The 18,414-nt window shown below is 65.1% G+C and carries 15 protein-coding genes; 10 read left to right on the forward strand and 5 right to left on the reverse strand.

Features of this window, described 5'->3' with window-relative positions:
* Window positions 1-393: 393 nt before the first annotated feature.
* The 10 genes from NG900_RS15150 (at window position 394) to NG900_RS15195 (ending at window position 13,792) form a co-directional block, all read left to right on the forward strand.
* Window positions 394-1,938: a methyl-accepting chemotaxis protein gene (locus tag NG900_RS15150; RefSeq protein WP_252681817.1), complete on the forward strand. Its 1,545-nt coding sequence runs from the start codon at window positions 394-396 to the stop codon at window positions 1,936-1,938.
* A gap of 148 nt (window positions 1,939-2,086) precedes the next feature.
* A complete protein-coding gene (locus NG900_RS15155) occupies window positions 2,087-2,341 on the forward strand; it encodes a GlsB/YeaQ/YmgE family stress response membrane protein (RefSeq protein WP_252681819.1) in 255 nt (84 codons plus the stop codon).
* Between the two features lie 147 nt (window positions 2,342-2,488).
* Window positions 2,489-2,779, forward strand: coding sequence for a hypothetical protein (locus tag NG900_RS15160; protein ID WP_252681822.1), 291 nt, complete (start codon window positions 2,489-2,491; stop codon window positions 2,777-2,779).
* A gap of 366 nt (window positions 2,780-3,145) precedes the next feature.
* Window positions 3,146-4,468 (forward strand): MFS transporter, encoded by a 1,323-nt coding sequence (locus NG900_RS15165; protein WP_252681825.1) that lies wholly within the window; start codon window positions 3,146-3,148, stop codon window positions 4,466-4,468.
* Between the two features lie 13 nt (window positions 4,469-4,481).
* Entirely contained in the window at window positions 4,482-7,037 is a 2,556-nt protein-coding gene (nirB, locus tag NG900_RS15170) for a nitrite reductase large subunit NirB (protein ID WP_252681828.1), read from the forward strand.
* 14 nt (window positions 7,038-7,051) lie between these two features.
* Entirely contained in the window at window positions 7,052-7,390 is a 339-nt protein-coding gene (nirD, locus tag NG900_RS15175) for a nitrite reductase small subunit NirD (protein WP_252681830.1), read from the forward strand.
* Window positions 7,387-8,631, forward strand: a complete 1,245-nt coding sequence (locus NG900_RS15180; protein ID WP_252681831.1) for an NAD(P)/FAD-dependent oxidoreductase — start codon at window positions 7,387-7,389, stop codon at window positions 8,629-8,631. The genes nirD and NG900_RS15180 overlap by 4 nt, the downstream gene beginning before the upstream one ends.
* Window positions 8,632-8,930: 299 nt before the next feature.
* A complete protein-coding gene (locus tag NG900_RS15185; protein ID WP_252681833.1) occupies window positions 8,931-11,672 on the forward strand; it encodes a nitrate reductase in 2,742 nt (913 codons plus the stop codon).
* A gap of 120 nt (window positions 11,673-11,792) precedes the next feature.
* Complete coding sequence (locus NG900_RS15190) at window positions 11,793-12,413, forward strand: DUF2239 family protein (RefSeq protein ID WP_252681835.1); 621 nt, start codon at window positions 11,793-11,795, stop codon at window positions 12,411-12,413.
* Complete coding sequence (locus NG900_RS15195) at window positions 12,410-13,792, forward strand: MATE family efflux transporter (RefSeq protein WP_252681837.1); 1,383 nt, start codon at window positions 12,410-12,412, stop codon at window positions 13,790-13,792. Before NG900_RS15190 ends, NG900_RS15195 begins: the two co-directional genes overlap by 4 nt.
* A 27-nt stretch (window positions 13,793-13,819) precedes the next feature.
* Here NG900_RS15195 and NG900_RS15200 read toward each other — a convergent pair whose 3' ends face one another.
* From NG900_RS15200 to NG900_RS15220, 5 genes are all read right to left on the reverse strand, one after another.
* Window positions 13,820-15,466 (reverse strand): fatty acid--CoA ligase, encoded by a 1,647-nt coding sequence (locus NG900_RS15200; RefSeq protein WP_252681839.1) that lies wholly within the window; start codon window positions 15,464-15,466, stop codon window positions 13,820-13,822.
* Between the two features lie 50 nt (window positions 15,467-15,516).
* Window positions 15,517-15,834, reverse strand: a complete 318-nt coding sequence (locus NG900_RS15205) for a Rieske (2Fe-2S) protein (protein WP_252681843.1) — start codon at window positions 15,832-15,834, stop codon at window positions 15,517-15,519.
* 24 nt (window positions 15,835-15,858) lie between these two features.
* The gene (locus NG900_RS15210) at window positions 15,859-16,566 is read right to left on the reverse strand and encodes a DsbA family oxidoreductase (protein ID WP_252681846.1); all 708 of its coding nucleotides are present in this window, start codon (window positions 16,564-16,566) and stop codon (window positions 15,859-15,861) included.
* Window positions 16,553-17,110: an RBBP9/YdeN family alpha/beta hydrolase gene (locus NG900_RS15215; RefSeq protein ID WP_252681850.1), complete on the reverse strand. Its 558-nt coding sequence runs from the start codon at window positions 17,108-17,110 to the stop codon at window positions 16,553-16,555. Before NG900_RS15215 ends, NG900_RS15210 begins: the two co-directional genes overlap by 14 nt.
* Window positions 17,111-17,218: 108 nt before the next feature.
* Window positions 17,219-18,361, reverse strand: coding sequence for a porin (locus tag NG900_RS15220; RefSeq protein ID WP_252681852.1), 1,143 nt, complete (start codon window positions 18,359-18,361; stop codon window positions 17,219-17,221).
* Window positions 18,362-18,414 lie beyond the last annotated feature (53 nt).

Genomic DNA, 18,414 nt, shown 5'->3' on the forward strand with positions numbered 1-18,414 from the left:
CGGTCGATCATCACGCACGAAAACATCCGGGCTACCGCCTGCGTCCATGGTTGTGAAAAATTCTCATGAGCAAACGTGTGCTGATGCGCAACAAAGGTAGGGTGTGTCTTCGAAACGCCGGGAATTAACGCAAATGAGTAATTATCAAGCGTGGGCTATTTAGATAATCCGATTTTCCCGCATATGGCCTATGCGCCAGTGTCCAGATATGCCGCCTGCTATCAGGCGTTCACGTGAATGGGCGCCGCTTCCATTTAGGTCTTTCCTTTCTATGAGGTTGGCGGCCACGGCAATGATTTTCCTGCGAAGGTGGGGTTATTGGGGACTCAATAAATCCCGAATCGTGCCGAAAAGCTTCTTGCAAATCGAATCAACAAAGGAGAAGCCCCCGCCATGCGTGTCAACGAACCGGTTACCCAGCGTGAATATGAGTTCCCCGACAACGCGACGCTGATGTCGACCACCGATACACAGAGCTATATCGCCTATGCGAATGCCGCGTTTATCGAAGTCAGCGGTTTTACTCGGGAGGAGATCGAGGGCCAGCCGCATAACCTCGTGCGCCATCCCGACATGCCGCCCGAAGCGTTTGGCGACATGTGGGCCACGCTCAAGGCCGGGCAGCCCTGGACGGCGCTGGTGAAGAACCGTCGGAAGAACGGCGACCACTACTGGGTGCGCGCCAACGCCACGCCGGTGGTGCGCAATGGCCAGGCCACCGGCTACATGTCGGTGCGCACCAAGCCCTCGCGCGAAGAGATCGCCGCGGCCGAGGCGCTGTACAAGGATTTCCGCAGCGGTCACGCGGGCAGCCGCAAATTCCACAAGGGCTTGATCGTGCGGACGGGCTTGATGGCCTGGCGCTCGGTGTTCCAGGTGATGCCGGTGCGCTGGCGCATCCGCCTGACGTTCCTGTCGCTGCTTCCGCCCCTGATTGCCGTGGCATGGGCCTTCGGTCTGTCCGGCGCGGCGCTCGGCGGCTTTGCGGCTTCGATGTTGGTGGCGCTGGCGCTCGCGTCGTGGTCATTGAAGGTGCAGATCGCCACGCCGCTCGAAAAGCTCCAGGAACTGGCCCTGAACGTGGCTTCGGGCGAGAGCCGCAAAGTCGCCATCGCAGACCGCGTGGATGAGATCGGCATGACGCTGCGCTCCATCAGCCAGCTTGGATTGATGTTCCGCTGGCTGATCGACGACGTGGCCGAGCAGGTGGTCAACGTGCAGTCGGCCAGCCATGAAATCGCCAAGGGCAATGGCGACATCAACATCCGCACCGAACAGGCCGCCGCCAGCCTGGAGCAAACCTCCAGCTCGATGACGGAGATGACCGCCACGGTGGCCAGCAACGCAGAAACGGCCGGGCAGGCCAATACGCTGTCTGGCTCCGCCACGCAGGCCGCGCTCAACGGTGGTCGCGCCATGGAAGAGGTGGTGAGCACGATGAGTGCCATCTCGCAGAGTGCCAAGCAGATCGCCGACATCATCGGCGTGATCGACAGCATTGCGTTCCAGACCAACATCCTGGCGCTCAATGCCGCCGTGGAGGCCGCGCGCGCCGGTGAGCAGGGCCGTGGCTTTGCCGTGGTGGCGGGCGAGGTGCGTGCGCTCGCGCAGCGCAGCGCCGGGGCGGCCAAGGAGATCAAGGAGCTGATCGGCACCAGCGTGGACAAGGTGGAGTCGGGTTCGCGGCTGGTCGACCAGGCCGGCAAGACCATGGACGACATCGTCGATCAGGTCAAAAAGGTCTCCTCCATGATCGCGGACATCAGCCTGGCCACCGCGCAGCAGACGGAGGGCATCACGCAGGTGAGTCAGGCGGTCAATCACCTGGATCAGGTCACGCAGGAAAACGCCACGCTGATCGGGCAAAGTGCGGCCGCAGCGGAGGGGCTGCGTCATCAGGCCACGCGCCTGGTGGAGGCGGTGAACGTGTTCCGCTAAGCGGCTCGCGCGTGCGTGCGAGGGATGTGGCTGGCCATCGGCAATTGCAAAAACCACGAAGCCGCCACATGGCGGTGGTGTGGTCTTCGCCTACTATGCCTATGCAACAACATCCCTCACTACGCACATTCTTTGGAGCGCAAAAAACATGGCCTCACACGGTTTGATTGCTTGGCTGATCATCGGTGCAGTGGCGGGTTGGCTGGCCGGCATTCTGGTCAAGGGCGGCGGTTTCGGCATCTTCGTCGACATCGTGGTCGGCATCGTGGGCGCGTTCATTGGCGGGTGGCTGGCTGGTGTGCTGCACATCTCGCTGGGCAGCGGCTGGATCGGTTCGATCATCACGGCGGTGATCGGTGCGGTGATCCTGCTGTTCATCATCCGGCTGATCAAACGCGGATAGCGCGCCATCGCGGCGGTGGGTGACGATGTCGTCCACCGCCAGATTCCACTCTTCAATGCATCACCTAGACTGGTTGGTACAAGGACGACCACGCCGCGCCACAAGCGTCGGTGCGGCAGGTACACGCTATACCCATGCGAGGCCACCATGTCTGATCAGCTCACCGCGCCCCTCGAGCTCTACGAAGGGTTCGAGATCCACGTCGTGCCGGCTCCCACGCGCACCAACTCCGCCCGCTACACCTACACCGGCTACGTGTGCCACCCTGGCGCCGATCCGCACCTGACGGGCCACGTCGTCCCCTTTCATGCAGACGGCGACGATAGCTTCCGCAGCCCCGAAGAGGCCATCGAGGAAGCCGTGCACGTGGCGCGTAGCATCGTCGACGGCACCCACCCGGATCTGTCCGTGCTGTCGATCGTGACGCACGGCTACTGACCGCTCAACGCGGGCATCACACACCGGCACGCGCACCACGTGCCGACGTCTTCCGTTTGGCCGCAGCAGCATTTGCTGTGCCGCACCATACCGAACCGAACCTGCACCGAAACCGTGCGGCGCAGCGCCCATGCTTGAGGCACGTTGCGGGTGCGTGGGCGTCGCTTTGCACGGCAAACCGCGATAGATCAAGGCTTTGCGGCCTTGGCATACCTGTTGCGTAGCACCAGTGCGCGAGTCAACGGCGATTCGCGCTCTTCGTGGTGACGGCCCTGGTGCTCAGGGCTCTTGGACAACGGCGTCCCAGAACCTGGCCTAGTGCCCGGTTCTCGGACGCCTTTCTTTTTTTTGGAAGCGGGACTCGACATGAACGGCAAAGCCACCCGAATCGACTTGTTCAGCCTGCGCACGCCGCAGATGCGCGCCTTCCACCTGACGTGGCTGGCGTTCTTTGTGTGCTTTTATGCGTGGTTCGCCTGCGCGCCGCTCATGCCGGTGCTCAAGGGCGAGTTCCACCTCACGCCAGGGCAGATCGCCAACATCAACATCGCTGCGGTGGCGGTGACGATCCTGGTGCGGCTGCTGGTCGGCCCGCTGTGCGACCGCTTCGGTCCGCGCAAGACGTACACCGGCCTGCTGGTGTTGGGTGCCATTCCTGTGCTGGGGGTGGCGCTGGCGCAGAGCTATGAGGCGTTCCTCTTCTTCCGCCTGGCGATTGGCGCGATTGGCGCGAGCTTCGTCATCACGCAGTACCACACGTCGGTCATGTTCGCGCCCAACGTAGTCGGTACGGCCAACGCAGCGGCCGCCGGCTGGGGTAACGCGGGCGGTGGCGTAGCGCAAGGCACGATGCCGCTGCTGCTGACCGCCATTGTGATGATGGGCGTGACGCAGAGCCTGGGGTGGCGCCTGGCCATGGTGGTGCCGGGTGTGGCGATGTTGATCGTCGCGGCGCTCTACTGGCGCTATACGCAGGACTGCCCGGAAGGCAACTACGCAGAACTGCGCGCCGCCGGCAAGACCATCGAAGGCGGCAAGAAAGGCGGCTGGGGCAGCTTTGTGGCCGCGGCCGGCAACTACCGCGTGTGGCTGCTGTTCATCACCTACGGCGCGTGCTTTGGCGTGGAGATCTTCATCCACAACATCGCAGCCACGTATTACGTTGATCACTTCGGCCTGTCGCTGTCCGCGGCCGGCATGGCTGCGGCGAGCTTCGGCCTGTTGGCGCTGTTTGCGCGTGCGCTGGGCGGCATCGTGTCGGACCGCGTGGCGGCCAAGCGCGGGTTGGACGCCCGTACTCAACTGCTGTGCGTGCTGATGCTGGGCGAGGGCCTGGGCCTGTTCGGTTTTGCCCATGCCGGCAGCGTGACGGTGGCGGTGGTGGCCATGCTCGGTTTCGGCCTGTTCACCCACATGGCTTGCGGCGCCACGTATGCGCTGGTGCCCTTCATTGATCGCCGCGCGCTGGGCGGTGTGGCCGGCATCATCGGCGCGGGCGGCAACGCTGGTGCGGTGGCTGCGGGTTTCCTGCTCAAGGGCATGGCCGATACGCAGGCCACGCTGTCCATCCTCGGCGTGCTGGTGGCGCTGTCGGCCGTCTGCGCCATCGCGGTGCGCTTCTCGGCAGAACACAAGGCGCGTGAACAAGCGCTGTACGACAACACGCTGGCCGCTGCCGGCGGCGCCTGAGGAGAACATCACCATGACCATGAAGATCGTCGTCATCGGCCACGGAATGGTGGGCCACAAGTTTCTGGAAAGCCTGCTGCATGCGCCGGGCCATCACCTGCAAGTGACGGTGCTGTGCGAAGAGCCGCGCCCCGCGTACGACCGCGTGCACCTGTCGGAATTCTTCACGGGCAAGACGGCGGAAGACCTCTCGCTCGTTACGCCAGGTTTCTTCGACCGTGACGACGTGGTGCTCAAGCTCAATGCCCGCGCCACTGCCATCGACACCACCGCCAAGACGGTGACGGCCTCCACCGGGGAGGTGCTGCCGTACGACAAGCTCGTGATCGCCTCCGGCTCGTCGCCCTTTGTGCCGCCCGTGCCGGGCAAGGACCGCAAGGACTGCTTCGTCTACCGCACCATCGAAGACCTGGAGGCGATGGCCGAATGCGGCCAGCGCGCCAAGACCGGCGTGGTGATCGGCGGCGGCCTGCTGGGCCTGGAGTGCGCCAAGGCCCTGCGCGATATGCACCTGCAAACGCACGTGGTTGAATTTGCCGGCCGTCTGATGGCGATGCAGGTGGACGACGGCGGCGGCCGCATGCTGCGCCGGAAGATCGAAGACCTGGGCGTGACGGTGCACACGCAAAAGAACACGGTGGAGATCGTCGATGGGGTGGACGGTACCCACCGCCTGAACTTTGCCGACGGCACGCATCTGGATGCTGACATGGTCGTCTTCTCCGCCGGCATCCGCCCGCGTGATGAGCTGGCGCGTGCCTGCGGCCTGCAAGTGGGCGAGCGCGGCGGCATCGTGATCGACTCCGAATGCCGCACCTCTGCGCCGGACGTGTACGCCATTGGCGAGTGCGCACTATGGGGCGGCAAGGTGTACGGCCTAGTGGCGCCCGGCTACGAAATGGCGCGCATCACCGCCAAGCAGATCCTGGCCGACGACGACGCTACCGAGTTCAGCGGTGCCGACATGAGCACCAAGCTCAAGCTGATGGGCGTGGACGTTGCCAGCCTGGGCGATGCGCAAGGCACCACGCCGGGCAGCCGCAGCGTGCAGTTCACCGATGAGCGCAAGCAGATCTACAAGAAGCTGGTGGTGTCGGAAGACGGCAAGTACCTGCTGGGCGGCGTGCTGGTGGGCGATGCGGCTGAATACGGCACGCTGCTGCAGATGATGCTCAACCGCATCGAACTGCCCGAGGCGCCGGAATTCCTGATCCTGCCGCAGGCCGATGGCAATGCGCGCCCAGCGCTGGGTGTGGATGCGCTGCCCGACAGCGCACAGATCTGCTCGTGCAACGATGTGTCGAAGGGCGCGTTGTGCCAGGCCGTGTGCGCCGGTGCCACCGCCGTGGGTGCGTTGAAGGATGCAACGAAGGCCGGCACCTCGTGCGGCGGCTGCGTGCCGCTCATGACGCAGGTGATGAAGGCCGAGATGAAGAAGCAGGGCCTGGCCGTCAACAACCACCTCTGCGAACACTTCCCGTATTCGCGTCAGGAGCTGTATCACCTGGTGCGCGTGGGCCGTATCCAGTCATTCGACGCGCTGCTGCAAGCGCATGGCCACGGCATGGGTTGCGACATCTGCAAGCCGGTGGTGGCAAGCATCCTCGCTTCGTGCTGGAACGACTTCGTGCTCAAGAAAGAGCACGCCAGCCTGCAGGATTCCAACGACTACTTCCTTGCCAACATCCAGAAGGACGGCACGTATTCGGTCGTGCCGCGCATGCCGGGCGGCGAGGTGACGGCGGACGGCCTGATTGCCGTCGGCCAGGTCGCCAAGAAGTACGGCCTGTACACCAAGATCACCGGCGGCCAGCGCGTGGACCTGTTTGGCGCCCGCCTGGAGCAACTGCCGCTGATCTGGGAAGAGCTGATCGCGGCAGGCTTTGAGTCGGGCCACGCGTATGGCAAGTCGCTGCGTACGGTGAAGTCGTGCGTGGGCTCCACGTGGTGCCGTTATGGCGTGGGTGATTCGGTAGGCTTTGCGATTGCGCTGGAGAACCGCTACAAGGGCCTGCGCTCGCCGCACAAGCTGAAGTTTGGCGTGTCGGGCTGCACGCGCGAATGCGCGGAAGCGCAAGGCAAGGATGTTGGCATCATCGCCACGGAGAAGGGCTGGAACCTGTACGTGTGCGGCAACGGCGGCATGAAACCCCGCCATGCCGAACTGCTGGCTGCGGACCTCGACCAGGACACGCTCATCAAGTACGTCGACCGCTTCCTGATGTTCTACGTGCGCACCGCCGACCGCCTGCAACGCACCAGCACGTGGCGCGACAACCTCGAAGGCGGCCTCGACTACCTGAAGGACGTGGTCATCAACGACAAGCTGGGCATCGTGGCTGAACTGGAAGCCGAGATGCAGCACGTGGTCGATACCTACCAGGACGAGTGGAAGACCGCCGTGACCAACCCCGAGGTGCGCAAGCGTTTCCGCCACTTCGTGAACAGCGACGCGAAGGACGCCAACGTCGTCTTCGTGGCAGAGCGCGGGCAGATCCGCCCGGCTACGGCGGAGGAGCGCGCAAAGACACGCCCGGTGCGCATTCCCGTTGTTGCTGAAGCCGCTTGAGAGAGGAACCCATCATGCAAGCATCCCGCTGGACCCCTGTTTGCTCGCTGGACGACATCGTGCCCAACACCGGCGTGTGCGCGCTGGTGGATGGCGAGCAAGTCGCCGTGTTCCACGTCGCCGGCAGTGCACCGCAGCCGGTCTATGCCATCGGCAACTACGACCCGAACGCCGATGCGGCTGTGCTCTCGCGCGGGCTGGTCGGCAACCTGGGAGATCGCATCGTCGTGGCATCGCCGATCTACAAGCAGCACTTTGACCTGGCGACGGGGGAGTGCCTGGAGGCGCCGGCCAACTCGGTGCACGCGTACGCGACGAAGGTGGAAGACGGACGTATCTGGGTGGCCGTATGAATGCCCGGACCGTGCGCCCCAAGCTGGTCGTCATCGGCAACGGCATGGCCGGTATGCGCACGGTCGAAGAGTTGCTCAAGCTGGCGCCGGACCTGTACGACATCACCGTGTTCGGCGAAGAGCCGCATGGCAACTACAACCGCATCCTGCTATCGCCCGTGCTGGCGGGCGAGAAGCAGGTGGACGACATCATGCTCAACACGCGTGAGTGGTACGCGCAAAACCACATCACGCTGCACGCGGGCGACCCGGTGGTGAGTATCGATCGCCCGCGCCGCACGCTCCGCTCGCGCGACGGCGTGGAAATGCAGTACGACCGCTTGCTCATCGCCACCGGCTCGCGGCCGTTCATCCTGCCGGTGCCGGGGCATCTGCTGCCGGGCGTAATCGCCTTCCGCGACATTCAGGACGTGGAGACGATGCTGGAGGCCGCGCGCAACCATCGGCATGCGGTCGTCATCGGCGGCGGCTTGCTCGGATTGGAAGCCGCCAACGGCCTGATGCGCCAAGGCATGGACGTGACCGTCGTGCACCTGCCCGACACGTTGATGGAGCGCCAGCTCGACAAGCCCGCCGCGCAGTTGCTGCAGAAAGCGCTGGAAGCCAAGGGCCTGCGCTTCCTGCTCGGCGCGCATACGGCGGAACTGCTCGCTAATTTTCCACCCCATGATCGCGTGACCGCCGTGCGCTTCAAGGACGGCACGCAAATCCCCGCGGACCTCGTCGTCATGACCGCCGGCGTGCGCCCGAACATTGAGCTGGCCAAGGCCGCCGGCCTGCATTGCGAACGCGCCATCATCGTCGACGACACGCTGCAAACGTACGACCCCCGCATCTACGCCGTGGGCGAATGCGTGCAGCACCGCAGCGCCACCTTCGGCCTCGTTGCACCCATCTGGGACCAGGCCCGCGTCTGCGCCGCACACCTGGCCTGCGCCGGCCACCGCCGCTACATCCAGCAGGCCACAGCGACCAAGCTGAAGGTGACGGGCGTCGACCTGTATTCCGCCGGCGATTTCATCGGCGGTGACGGCACCGAAGACATCGTGCTGCGCGACCCGCGCCGCGGCGTCTACAAGCGCCTCGTGCTGAAGGACGATCGCGTCGTAGGCGCAGTGCTATACGGCGACGTGGCCGACGGCCCCTGGTACTTCGACCTGATCCAGCGCCACACCCCCATCACGTCCATCCGCCAGCGCCTGCTATTCGGCCGCGCGCTATGCGAAGCGGAGGCCGCGTGATGGACCAGCATGCAACTCGGCGCCAACACACGCGTCCAGATGGTGTGGCCGTGCCTGCCCTAGATGGCGCCTTGAGTTTGTGTAAGCGGGCGGAAAAAGGAAGGAGGCTTGTCTGAGCGCAGCGAGTTTGCCTCCTTCCCCGCCCGGTTACAGAAATTCAAGGGGAAGTCGCCATCTCGGGCGCGCCTTTCTTTGCTTACTTTCTTTGGCAAGACAAAGAAAGTGAGTCAGCCCCGGCAGGGGATGAAACAAGGGATGCACCAACAACGCATAGCAATGCACGAGACCGCGAGCAAGTCATGACGATGACAACCATCCCCATCCTTCCGGCCACCAACGCGGTGCGCACCACCTGCCCATACTGCGGCGTAGGCTGCGGCGTACTAGCGACCCCGCAGGCGGATGGCACCGTCGACATCAAAGGCGATCCCACGCATCCCGCCAACGCAGGCCGCCTGTGCGTAAAGGGCTCCGCGCTGGGGGAAACCGTCAGCCTGGAAGGCCGCCTGCTCCACCCAGCCATGCGCGAGCGCTCGCACGACGTGGATGCACCCATTGCGCCACTGCAGCGCACATCGTGGGACACCGCACTCGACACCGTCGCGCAAGGCTTCCGCCGCATCATCGACGAACACGGCCCCGATGCAGTCGCGCTCTACGTCTCCGGCCAGTTGCTGACCGAGGACTACTACGTCGCCAACAAGCTGATGAAGGGTTTCATCGGCACCGCCAACATCGACACCAACTCGCGCCTGTGCATGTCGTCCGCCGTGGCGGGGCACAAGCGTGCGTTTGGCGAAGACCTCGTGCCCGTCTGCTACGACGATCTGGAAGCGGCAGACCTGATCGTGCTGGTCGGCTCCAACACCGCGTGGTGCCACCCGATCCTGTTCCAGCGCATCGTGCGCGCCAAGGAAGCGCGACCGGAGATGAAGGTGGTGGTGGTCGATCCGCGCCACACTGCCACGTGCGAACTGGCTGACCTGCATCTGCCCATCAAGCCCGGTACCGATGTATGGCTGTTCAACGGACTGCTGTCGTTCCTCTTGCGGCGCGGCGTGGTGGACCGCAACTTCGTCACGCTGCATACCAACGGCCCCGACGCCGCACTGCAAGCCGCCGGCACCGAGAGCGAAGACGTTGAGACCGTCGCCAAGGCCTGCAAACTGAAGCTCGACGACCTCCTCACGTTCTACAACTGGTTTGCCGAGACCGAGCGCACCATCACCGCGTTCTCGATGGGCGTCAACCAATCGACGGCGGGTACCGACAAGGTCAACAGCATCATCAACTGCCACCTGCTCACGGGCCGTATCGGGCGCGCGGGCATGGGGCCGTTTTCCATCACCGGCCAACCGAATGCGATGGGCGGACGCGAAGTGGGCGGCCTTGCCAACATGCTGGCCGCGCACATGGAGCTGACCGAGCCTGCGCATCGTGACTTGGTGCAGACGTTCTGGAACGCGCCCCGCATGGCCGACAAGGTGGGGCTGAAGGCGGTGGACCTGTTCAACGCCATTGAAGACGGGCGCGTGAAGGCCGTGTGGATCATCGGTACCAACCCCGTGGTGAGCCTGCCCGACGCCGACCAGGCGCGGCGGGCGCTGGCCAAGTGCGAGCTGGTCGTTGCCAGCGATATTGTGGAGGCCACCGACACCACGGTGTTGGCCGACATCGTGCTGCCCGCGCTCGGGTGGGGCGAGAAAGACGGCACGGTGACGAACTCCGAGCGCCGCATCTCGCGCCAGCGCGCGTTTCTGCCCGCACCCGGCGAGGCCCGGCCCGACTGGGACATCATCGCCGACGTGGCCCGCCGCATGGGCTACGACGGTTTCGATTTCAAGAGCCCGCGCGATGTGTTTGACGAACACGCACGCCTGTCCGCCTACGCCAACGATGCGCACGGCGTGCCCAGGGCCTTCCACCTTGGCGGGCTGACGGGGATGGGTGCCGACGCGTATGACGGCATGTCGCCCGTGCAATGGCCTGTCACGCTGGCCAGCAACAGCGAGGCGCGTCTCTTTAGCGACGGCCGTTTCGCTTACGCCGATGGCCGCGCGCGCTTCGTGCCCACGTCGGCGCGCGCCCCCGCGCATGCGGCCGATGGCGAGTATCCGCTCATCCTCAACACCGGCCGCGTGCGCGACCAATGGCACACCATGACGCGCACCGGCCGTGCGCCCAAGCTGGCGGATCACGTGCCCGAACCGTTTGTCGATCTGCACCCGCACGATGCGCTGCTGGCCGGCGTGCGTGAAGGCAACCTGGCGCGCGTGTCGTCGCGCTGGGGCAGTGTGGTGGCGCGCGTGCGCATGACGGGTGGCATCGCGCGCGGCAGCGTGTTTGTGCCGATCCACTGGAACGGGCAGTTTGCTTCGGATGCGCGTGTCGGCGCGGTGGTCAATCCAGTGGTCGACCCCGTCTCTGGCGAGCCCGAGTTCAAGCACACGCCGGTGATGGTCGAGCCGTTTGATGTGGCGTGGCACGGCTTCGTACTCGCGCGCCGCGCGCTGGATACGGACGACGCAACGTGGTGGACGCGTATCCAGGGCAAGCAGTTCTTGCGCTATGAACTGGCCGGGCGGCAACAGCCCTGTTCGGTACACGACTGGGCGCGCAAGCTGCTTGGCGTGACCGACCCGCATGCCGACTGGCTCGAATACGAAGACACCACCGCGCGCGTCTACCGCGCCGTGCACGTGGTGGACGACCGCATCGAGGCTTGCGTGTTTCTCTCGCCGCGCCCGGACCTGCCGTCGCGCAACTGGCTGGCGGGCCTGTTCGCGCAGGATCGGCTGGAAGACCTCGACCGCGCGGGTGTGCTGCTTGGCCAGCCGATCGAGGCGGGGGCGGATGTGGGCCCGACCGTATGCTCGTGCTTCGGCGTCGGCCGCAACACCATTTGCGACGCCATCCGCACGAAGGGGCTGCAATCCACCGGCGAGATCACGGCCTGCCTGAAGGCCGGCGGCAATTGCGGCTCGTGCGTGCCGGAACTCAAGCGGCTGCTGGTGGAGGCGCGGGTGCAGCAGGCTGCATGATCTTCTTCCTCTTGTTGCTGCGACGCCCCTCGCAACCTATTTTTACCCGGAATATATTGACGTCAAATTAAACCCGGGTAGAATGCATTCCTGTCGAAAATTTCTGCAGGAATGCTTCTCATGGATGCCGCAGCAATCCCCATGTGCACGGCGTTTGCCGGCACCCGGCGCTTGGCCGGCGGGCCCGTCCGCGACGTGGCCCAGGCCGTCAAAACCCACCTCGACGCCCACCCCGAATCCCAGGTCCTGGTGTTCGACAACACGAGCGCGCAGCCCGTGGAGTTCGACGTGCGCGGCTCGATTGACGATGTGCTCGCGCGCCTCGATCGCACTGCGCCGCCCGCCGCTGAACCGGTCGAATCCGAAAGCCGCCCGCGCGGCCCCGGCCGCCCCAAGCTGGGCGTTGTCGCCCGTGAGGTGACCCTGTTGCCGCGCCACTGGGACTGGCTGGCCGCGCAGCCCGGTGGGGCGTCGGTCACGCTGCGCAAGCTGGTGGAAGACGCACGCCGCGCCGCGGAAGGCGCCGACCGCCGCCGTGCCGCGCAAGAGGCGGCCTACCGCTTCATGTCGGCCATGGCCGGCAACGCGCCGGGCTTTGAAGAGGCCGCGCGCGCATTGTTCGCCGCTGACGCCGAGCGCTTCCAATCCCTCACCGAACCGTGGCCCGCCGACGTGCGCGATTTTGCGCGCGAGCTGGGGCGCGCCGCGTTCTCTACGCAAGACCAAGAGGAGGTCGCATGACGGCACCACCTGTCGCAACACCGCATACCCGCCCGCTGTGGCGGACGTTCGTTGCATTCCTCGGCCCGCTGATCCTGGCCAACATCCTGCAATCGTTGTCGGGCACGCTCAACAACGTCTATGTGGGGCACATGCTGGGCGTGAAGGCGCTGGGTGCGGTGTCGGCGTTCTTCCCGATCCTGTTCTTCTTCATCGCCTTCATCATCGGGCTGGGCTCCGGTGCGGCGGTGTTGATCGGTCAGGCGTGGGGCGCCAAGAAGCCCGAAGCGGTGAAGACCGTGGCGGGCACGACGCTGTCGGTCGGCTTCATGGTGGGCCTGGCGGTGGCGCTGCTGGGCGGGCCATTCGCGCAGGCGCTGTTGCGCTGGCTCGGCACGCCGGCCGATATCCTGCAAGACGCCACGCTCTATGCCAGCGTCATGCTCTACGCCATGCCGGGGCTATTCGTCTACCTGCTCGCCACGGCGATGATGCGCGGCGTGGGCGACACGCGCACGCCGCTGCGCACGCTCGCGCTGTCCACGTCGATCGGGCTGGTGCTGACGCCAACGTTTATCCGCGGCTGGTTCGGCTTGCCGCAACTGGGCGTGGCAAGCGGTGCGGTGGCCACCATCATCTCGTTCACGATCGCGCTGGTGTGGCTGGCGTTCTTCCTGCGCGCCCGCAACCATCCACTCGCGCCCGATGCGGTGCTGGCCCGGCACCTGTGGGTGGATTTCGGCATCCTCAAGACGGTGCTGAAGATCGGTGTGCCGACCGGTGTGCAGCTGGTGGTGATCTCCATCGCGGAACTGGCGCTGCTGTCGTTCGTCAACGGCTTCGGGTCGGACGCCACCGCAGCGTATGGCGCCGGTACGCAGATCATCAGCTACGTGCAGTTCCCGGCCATGTCGATCGCCATTACGGCATCGATCCTGGGTGCGCAGGCCATCGGCGCAGGCAACACCGAGCGGCTCGACGCCATCACGCGCACCGGCCTGTGGCTCAACGTGGTGATCACGGGGGTGCTGGTGGTGATGGCGCTGCTGTTCTCGCGTGCCGTGATCGGCTGGTTTACCACCAACACGGAAGTGATGAACCTTGCGCAGAGCCTGCTGCATATCTCGCTGTGGAGCTCGGTCATCTTTGGCATGGCGAGCGTGTTCTCGGGCGTGATGCGCGCCAGCGGCACGGTGATGGCGCCCACCGCCATCTCCATCCTCGCCATCGCAGCGGTGGAAGTGCCGGTGGCCTGGATGCTGAGCCGGCATATCGGCACGGACGGCATCTGGGCGGCGTACCCGGCGGCGTTCATCGCCATGTTCGTGATGCAGGGAACGTACTACGGCCTGGTGTGGCGCCGCCGCGCGCAACGTTTTGGCATCCGCCGCATGGTGTGAGCGTGCGGCGGTGCCTGGGCTGCGTGGCTACGCCGTCCGCCCACGCAGGACTTTCTTGTCGATCTTGCCGACGCTGGTTTTCGGAATCTCGGCCACGAACGCGATCCGATCCAGCTCCGGCACGGCGTACTTGCTGATGCGCTTGCCTTCGACATGCGCAAGCAGGCGCTCGCGGATGGTCTCTGCCTTCAGGCGGCTGCCGGCCTTGCTCACGATGAAAGCCATGGGGCGCTCGCCCCACTTGGCATCCGGCACGCCGATCACCGCGCTTTCCAGCACGCCCGGCACTTCGGCAATCAAGCGTTCCACCTCGATGGACGACACCCACTCGCCGCCGGTCTTGATCACATCCTTGATGCGATCGACGATCTGAACGAAACCGTCTCGGCCCATCACCGCCACGTCCTGGGTATGCAGGTAGCCACCGGCCCAGAGTTCCTCCGATGCCGTTGGCTTCTTGAAGTACCCCTTGGTGAGGAACGGGGCGCGCAGGACGATCTCTCCTTGCGCCTTGCCGTCGTGCGGAAGGTCATGCAATTGGTCGTCGACGATGCGCAGGTCGACCATCGGCACGGGGCGGCCCGTGGCGCAACGCATACGCACTTCTTCTTGCAGGTTCGCGGGCTTGTATCCGGGCGGCAGCTGCGCCAGCGCGACCACGGGGCCGGTTTCTGACATGCCGTATCCGGCAAACACGTCGATGCCGCGTGCAAGCGCCGCCTCGCACAGCGCGGGCGAAAGGGCCGAACCGCCGATGATGATCTTCCAACCCGAGAGGTCATGCATGCCGCCTTCCGAGGCTTGCAGCAGCATCTGCAGCAGCGTCGGCACGCAGTGCGAGAACGTGACCCGTTCCGTGTCGTGCAGCTTGAGCAGCAGATCGGGTGCGTACCGACCCGGCATGACGATCTTCAGCCCCAGTGTGACGGCAATGTAGGGCATGCCCCAGGCCAGCACGTGGAACATCGGCGTGATGGGCATATAGACGTCTTCCCGGTGCAGCCGCTGTCCGTCGCGTTGCGCGCTCAGGGCCATGGTCGTGGTCAGCGTGTGCAGGACGATATCGCGGTGGCTGTAGCTCACGCCTTTCGGGTCGCCGGTGGTGCCGGTGGTGTAGAACGTGGCGGCGCGCGTGTGCTCGTCGAAGTCCGCAAACGCAAAATCGGGCGAGGCCGCGCTCAACAGCGCTTCATACTCGCCCGCCACCGGCAGGCTGGTTTGCGGCGTCCCCTGTCCGTCTTCGATGACGACCACTTGGCGCACGCATTGCAGCTCGGTCTGGATCTCTTCCAGCAGCGGAAGGAAGTCGGCGTGCACCAGTACGACTTCGGCGCCGGCATCGTTGAGCGTGTAGAGAATCTGCTGCGCTGACAGGCGCACGTTCACGGTAAACAGCGTGGCGCCCATCATCGGAATGCCGAAGTAGCTTTCCAGATAGCGATGGCTATCCCAGTCCATGACGGCCACGGTGCTGCCGTGCCGAACGCCGAGCGAAGCCAGGGCCGAAGCCAGTCGCCCGATGCGTTGGCGGAACGTGCGGTAGCTGTAGCGCAATTCGCCCCGGTAGGTGATCTGCTGCTCGCCGTAGAGGTGTTGCGAGTTGCTCAGTAACTGCTTGACGAGCAGCGGATAGGTGTAAGCCGATGGCGTTGGGGTGATGAGGTTGTCTTGCATGATGGTTGCGTGCGTCGCCAAGAAAATTCGCGCGGAGGGCGTGCGGTGAACTAGGCCATGTCCGGCAGTTCGAGGACGATGTCTTCTTCGATCACGTGCACGGGGAACGTCTTCAGGCAGAGGCCGGCGCCCGCTGGCATACAGCCGGTGGCGAGATCAAAACGCAGGCCGTGCGCGGGGCATTGCAGCACGGTGCCGTTGAGCTGGCCCCCGGCCAGCGAGGCACCGTTATGCGGGCAGCTGTTGTCGATGGCATGGAGCGCGCCTTCGATGTTGAACAACGCGACGCTGCGGCCATCAATGAAGACGAGCTTGCGTTGACCGGGGGAGAGCTCGCTGATGCGGGCGACAGGGAGGTTGCGTGGCATGCCGATACGCACCGATAAGATGGATTACGGAGAGGGTGAAGCGCTCGCCTGCATGGCGTGCTCCATGGCTTGGAGCAGCGACTCCGGCGGGTGTGCGCCGGATACCGCGAACGCGGCATTGAAGACGAAGTAGGGCACGCCCGAGATGGCGATCTGCCCGGGCTCCGGTTCCGCGGCTGCGGGTGCGCATGCGGCGATTGCCGGTCCTTGCGCGCTGTCAAATTCGGCTTCCAGATGCCGCAGTACGTCTTCGTTGCCGATATCGGCGCCTTCCACAAAATAGGCCTGGAACACGCGTTCAATACGCTGCGCCAGCGCTTCACCGGAATCGGGGCGTCGGTACTTGTCGATCAGGCTGTGTGCGCGCTGCGTATTCGGCATGACGCCGATGCGTTCGAAGTTGAACGCGACACCGGCGGCAAGCCCCGCGTGCCGGACTTGCGCACGCCGGGCGGAAACGGCCTCTGCGCTGCCCAGTCGGCGCACATAAAACGGCTGGTAGGGCACGCCTTCGGCAGGGATCTCTGGCAAGAGCCGATACGCATGCCACCGCACGTTCGGCTTCACGTCAGGGTGCCGAGCCGTGAAGGTACTGAGCGCATGCTTGAGATGGCGCGAGCCAATCCAGCACCACGGACAAATGAAGTCGAAGAAGACGTCGATGGTCAGCGTGGCGTGTTGGACGTCCGAACCGGCATGGCGGTCGGGCAGCGGCAGGTCAGACGAGCTCATGGATCAGCGATTCCGCCATGGGCCAGGGGCCGAATCCCGATGCCGGGTTCAGGTGTCCGACGTCTCCCAGGTCGACCACGCGGCTGCCCCAGTCTGCTGCCATGCCGAGGACCCGCTCGTAGGACGCCAGCGGATCGTTGCGGCTGGCGGCAACGATGCTCGGAAACGGCAGCGGCCGGCGCGGGCATGGCAGCCAGCCGTTCTTCTGCAGCGCGTCCAGCGTGGGATAGCCCGAGGGCAATGGCGTTTCAAAATCCGGCGGCGCCGCCAGCAGCGCGCCGTGAATCTTACGGGCATGTCGTCGTGCCCAATGCACGGTGATCATCACGCCCGCGCTGTGGGCGACCAGGATTACCGGCCCCTCGATGGCTGAGACTGCCTTGTCCAACGCGGCCACGCGCGCGGCGCAGCTCAGTTTGTCGATCTCCAGCGGCGGCACCGAGTCTGCCTTGGGCAGCTTCGCCTGGAGCAGTGTTTGCCAATGCTCGGGCACGTGGTCGCGCAGGCCGGGCACCATGAGGATCGTTGGGGAAATCTTGCTCATCGTCGTGGATCAGGCTGGGGAGAAAAAAAAGCGAGGAGGTCGCCCTCCTCGAATGCCGACCGGGGAGACGGCGGAGTCCGCCTCCCGTGGTGCTTTGGTATCGGCCGCTCAGAACTTGTGGCGGATACCCGCTGCGACGCCGACCATGCTCGTCTTGCCCGCCGCCAGGCCGTAGCCGGTGGCATTGAGGTCGACCGTGGCCTGGTCCAGTGCCAGGCCCGCGTTGCGCGCGTAGGCGGTCGACAGATACAGGTCGGTGCGCTTGGAGAGGGTGTAGTCCGCAATGAAGGCGATCTGCCACGGGTTGGGCTGGGTGGAGGGCGCACTGTTGATCGTCTTGATCTTCTGATACGAATACTCGAGCGAGAGCATTACCGCATTCGTCGCCTGGTAGTTCATGCCGGCCCAGTAGTAGTCGTCACGCAGCGCCACCGAGCCGTTGACGTTCTTGTTCTGTCCCCAGCGATAGCCGCCCATGACCTTGACCCTGTCGCCGAGCAGATAGCTGCCGGCCAGGGCCGCCTTGCGCACCGTGCCCGAGCTGAAGGCGCCGCCGCCCAGTGCTGCGCTGGGGTTGTACTGGTCATACGCGAGCGTGGCGCCGAGCGGGCCGGCTGCATAGGCAACGCCTGCGCCGTAACCGCTGTCGCGCCGAGCCTGGCCCGGTACTTCACCGTTGCCGCCGCCGGTCGGGTTGGCGCTCGGTGCGCCGGTGCCGAACGACCAATGTGCCTGCGCCGTGACTGGCCCGAACGTGCCCGTATACATTGCCGTGTTGTCGGAGCGGAAGTTGACGCCGGTCTGCACTGCAGCGGGTTCGTATTGGGTGGAATACGCCATCGGCTCGAAGTTGGCCAGCATCTGGAACAGCGTCGTGTACTGGCGGCCGAAGGTGAGTTGGCCCATCGTGCTGCTCTTCAGGCCCACATAGGCCTGGCGCCCGAACAGGCGCCCGCCTTGCTGCGATTGCCCGGTGTCGCTGGCAAAGCCGCTTTCCAGCACGAAGAGCGCGCTCAGGCCGCCACCCAGGTCTTCCACGCCGCGCAAGCCCCAGCGCGAGCCGGACAGGCCGCCGCTCTGCATGGACACACGGTTGCCTGAACTGCCCGGCGTGGCGCCCGGCAGGTTGGTGGCGTATTCAATGTTGGTATCCACCACGCCGTACAGCGTCACGTTCGATTGCGCGCAGGCCGCGCCGGCGCAGGCCAGCAGTGCGATCGGCGCAATGGGGGCGATGTGCTTGCTCTTCATGTTGCAGGTCTCCTCTTGGTGTTGTTGCCGCGGGATCGATGTGTCCCGACGAT

It is taken from the genome of Ralstonia soli (assembly GCF_023955655.1).
GTDB classification, from domain to species: Bacteria; Pseudomonadota; Gammaproteobacteria; order Burkholderiales; family Burkholderiaceae; genus Ralstonia; species Ralstonia soli.

Excerpts from the sequence above, each read along its gene's own strand:
- NG900_RS15190 (WP_252681835.1), top strand. The coding sequence starts at position 11,793 with ATGGATGCCGCAGCAATCCCCATGTGCACGGCGTTTGCCGGCACCCGG.
- NG900_RS15195 (WP_252681837.1), top strand. The coding sequence starts at position 12,410 with ATGACGGCACCACCTGTCGCAACACCGCATACCCGCCCGCTGTGGCGG.
- NG900_RS15215 (WP_252681850.1), bottom strand. The coding sequence starts at position 17,110 with ATGAGCAAGATTTCCCCAACGATCCTCATGGTGCCCGGCCTGCGCGAC.
- NG900_RS15160 (WP_252681822.1), top strand. The coding sequence starts at position 2,489 with ATGTCTGATCAGCTCACCGCGCCCCTCGAGCTCTACGAAGGGTTCGAG.
- nirB (WP_252681828.1), top strand. The coding sequence starts at position 4,482 with ATGACCATGAAGATCGTCGTCATCGGCCACGGAATGGTGGGCCACAAG.
- NG900_RS15150 (WP_252681817.1), top strand. The coding sequence starts at position 394 with ATGCGTGTCAACGAACCGGTTACCCAGCGTGAATATGAGTTCCCCGAC.
- NG900_RS15165 (WP_252681825.1), top strand. The coding sequence starts at position 3,146 with ATGAACGGCAAAGCCACCCGAATCGACTTGTTCAGCCTGCGCACGCCG.
- nirD (WP_252681830.1), top strand. The coding sequence starts at position 7,052 with ATGCAAGCATCCCGCTGGACCCCTGTTTGCTCGCTGGACGACATCGTG.
- NG900_RS15155 (WP_252681819.1), top strand. The coding sequence starts at position 2,087 with ATGGCCTCACACGGTTTGATTGCTTGGCTGATCATCGGTGCAGTGGCG.
- NG900_RS15205 (WP_252681843.1), bottom strand. The coding sequence starts at position 15,834 with ATGCCACGCAACCTCCCTGTCGCCCGCATCAGCGAGCTCTCCCCCGGT.
- NG900_RS15220 (WP_252681852.1), bottom strand. The coding sequence starts at position 18,361 with ATGAAGAGCAAGCACATCGCCCCCATTGCGCCGATCGCACTGCTGGCC.
- NG900_RS15210 (WP_252681846.1), bottom strand. The coding sequence starts at position 16,566 with ATGAGCTCGTCTGACCTGCCGCTGCCCGACCGCCATGCCGGTTCGGAC.
- NG900_RS15180 (WP_252681831.1), top strand. The coding sequence starts at position 7,387 with ATGAATGCCCGGACCGTGCGCCCCAAGCTGGTCGTCATCGGCAACGGC.
- NG900_RS15200 (WP_252681839.1), bottom strand. The coding sequence starts at position 15,466 with ATGCAAGACAACCTCATCACCCCAACGCCATCGGCTTACACCTATCCG.
- NG900_RS15185 (WP_252681833.1), top strand. The coding sequence starts at position 8,931 with ATGACGATGACAACCATCCCCATCCTTCCGGCCACCAACGCGGTGCGC.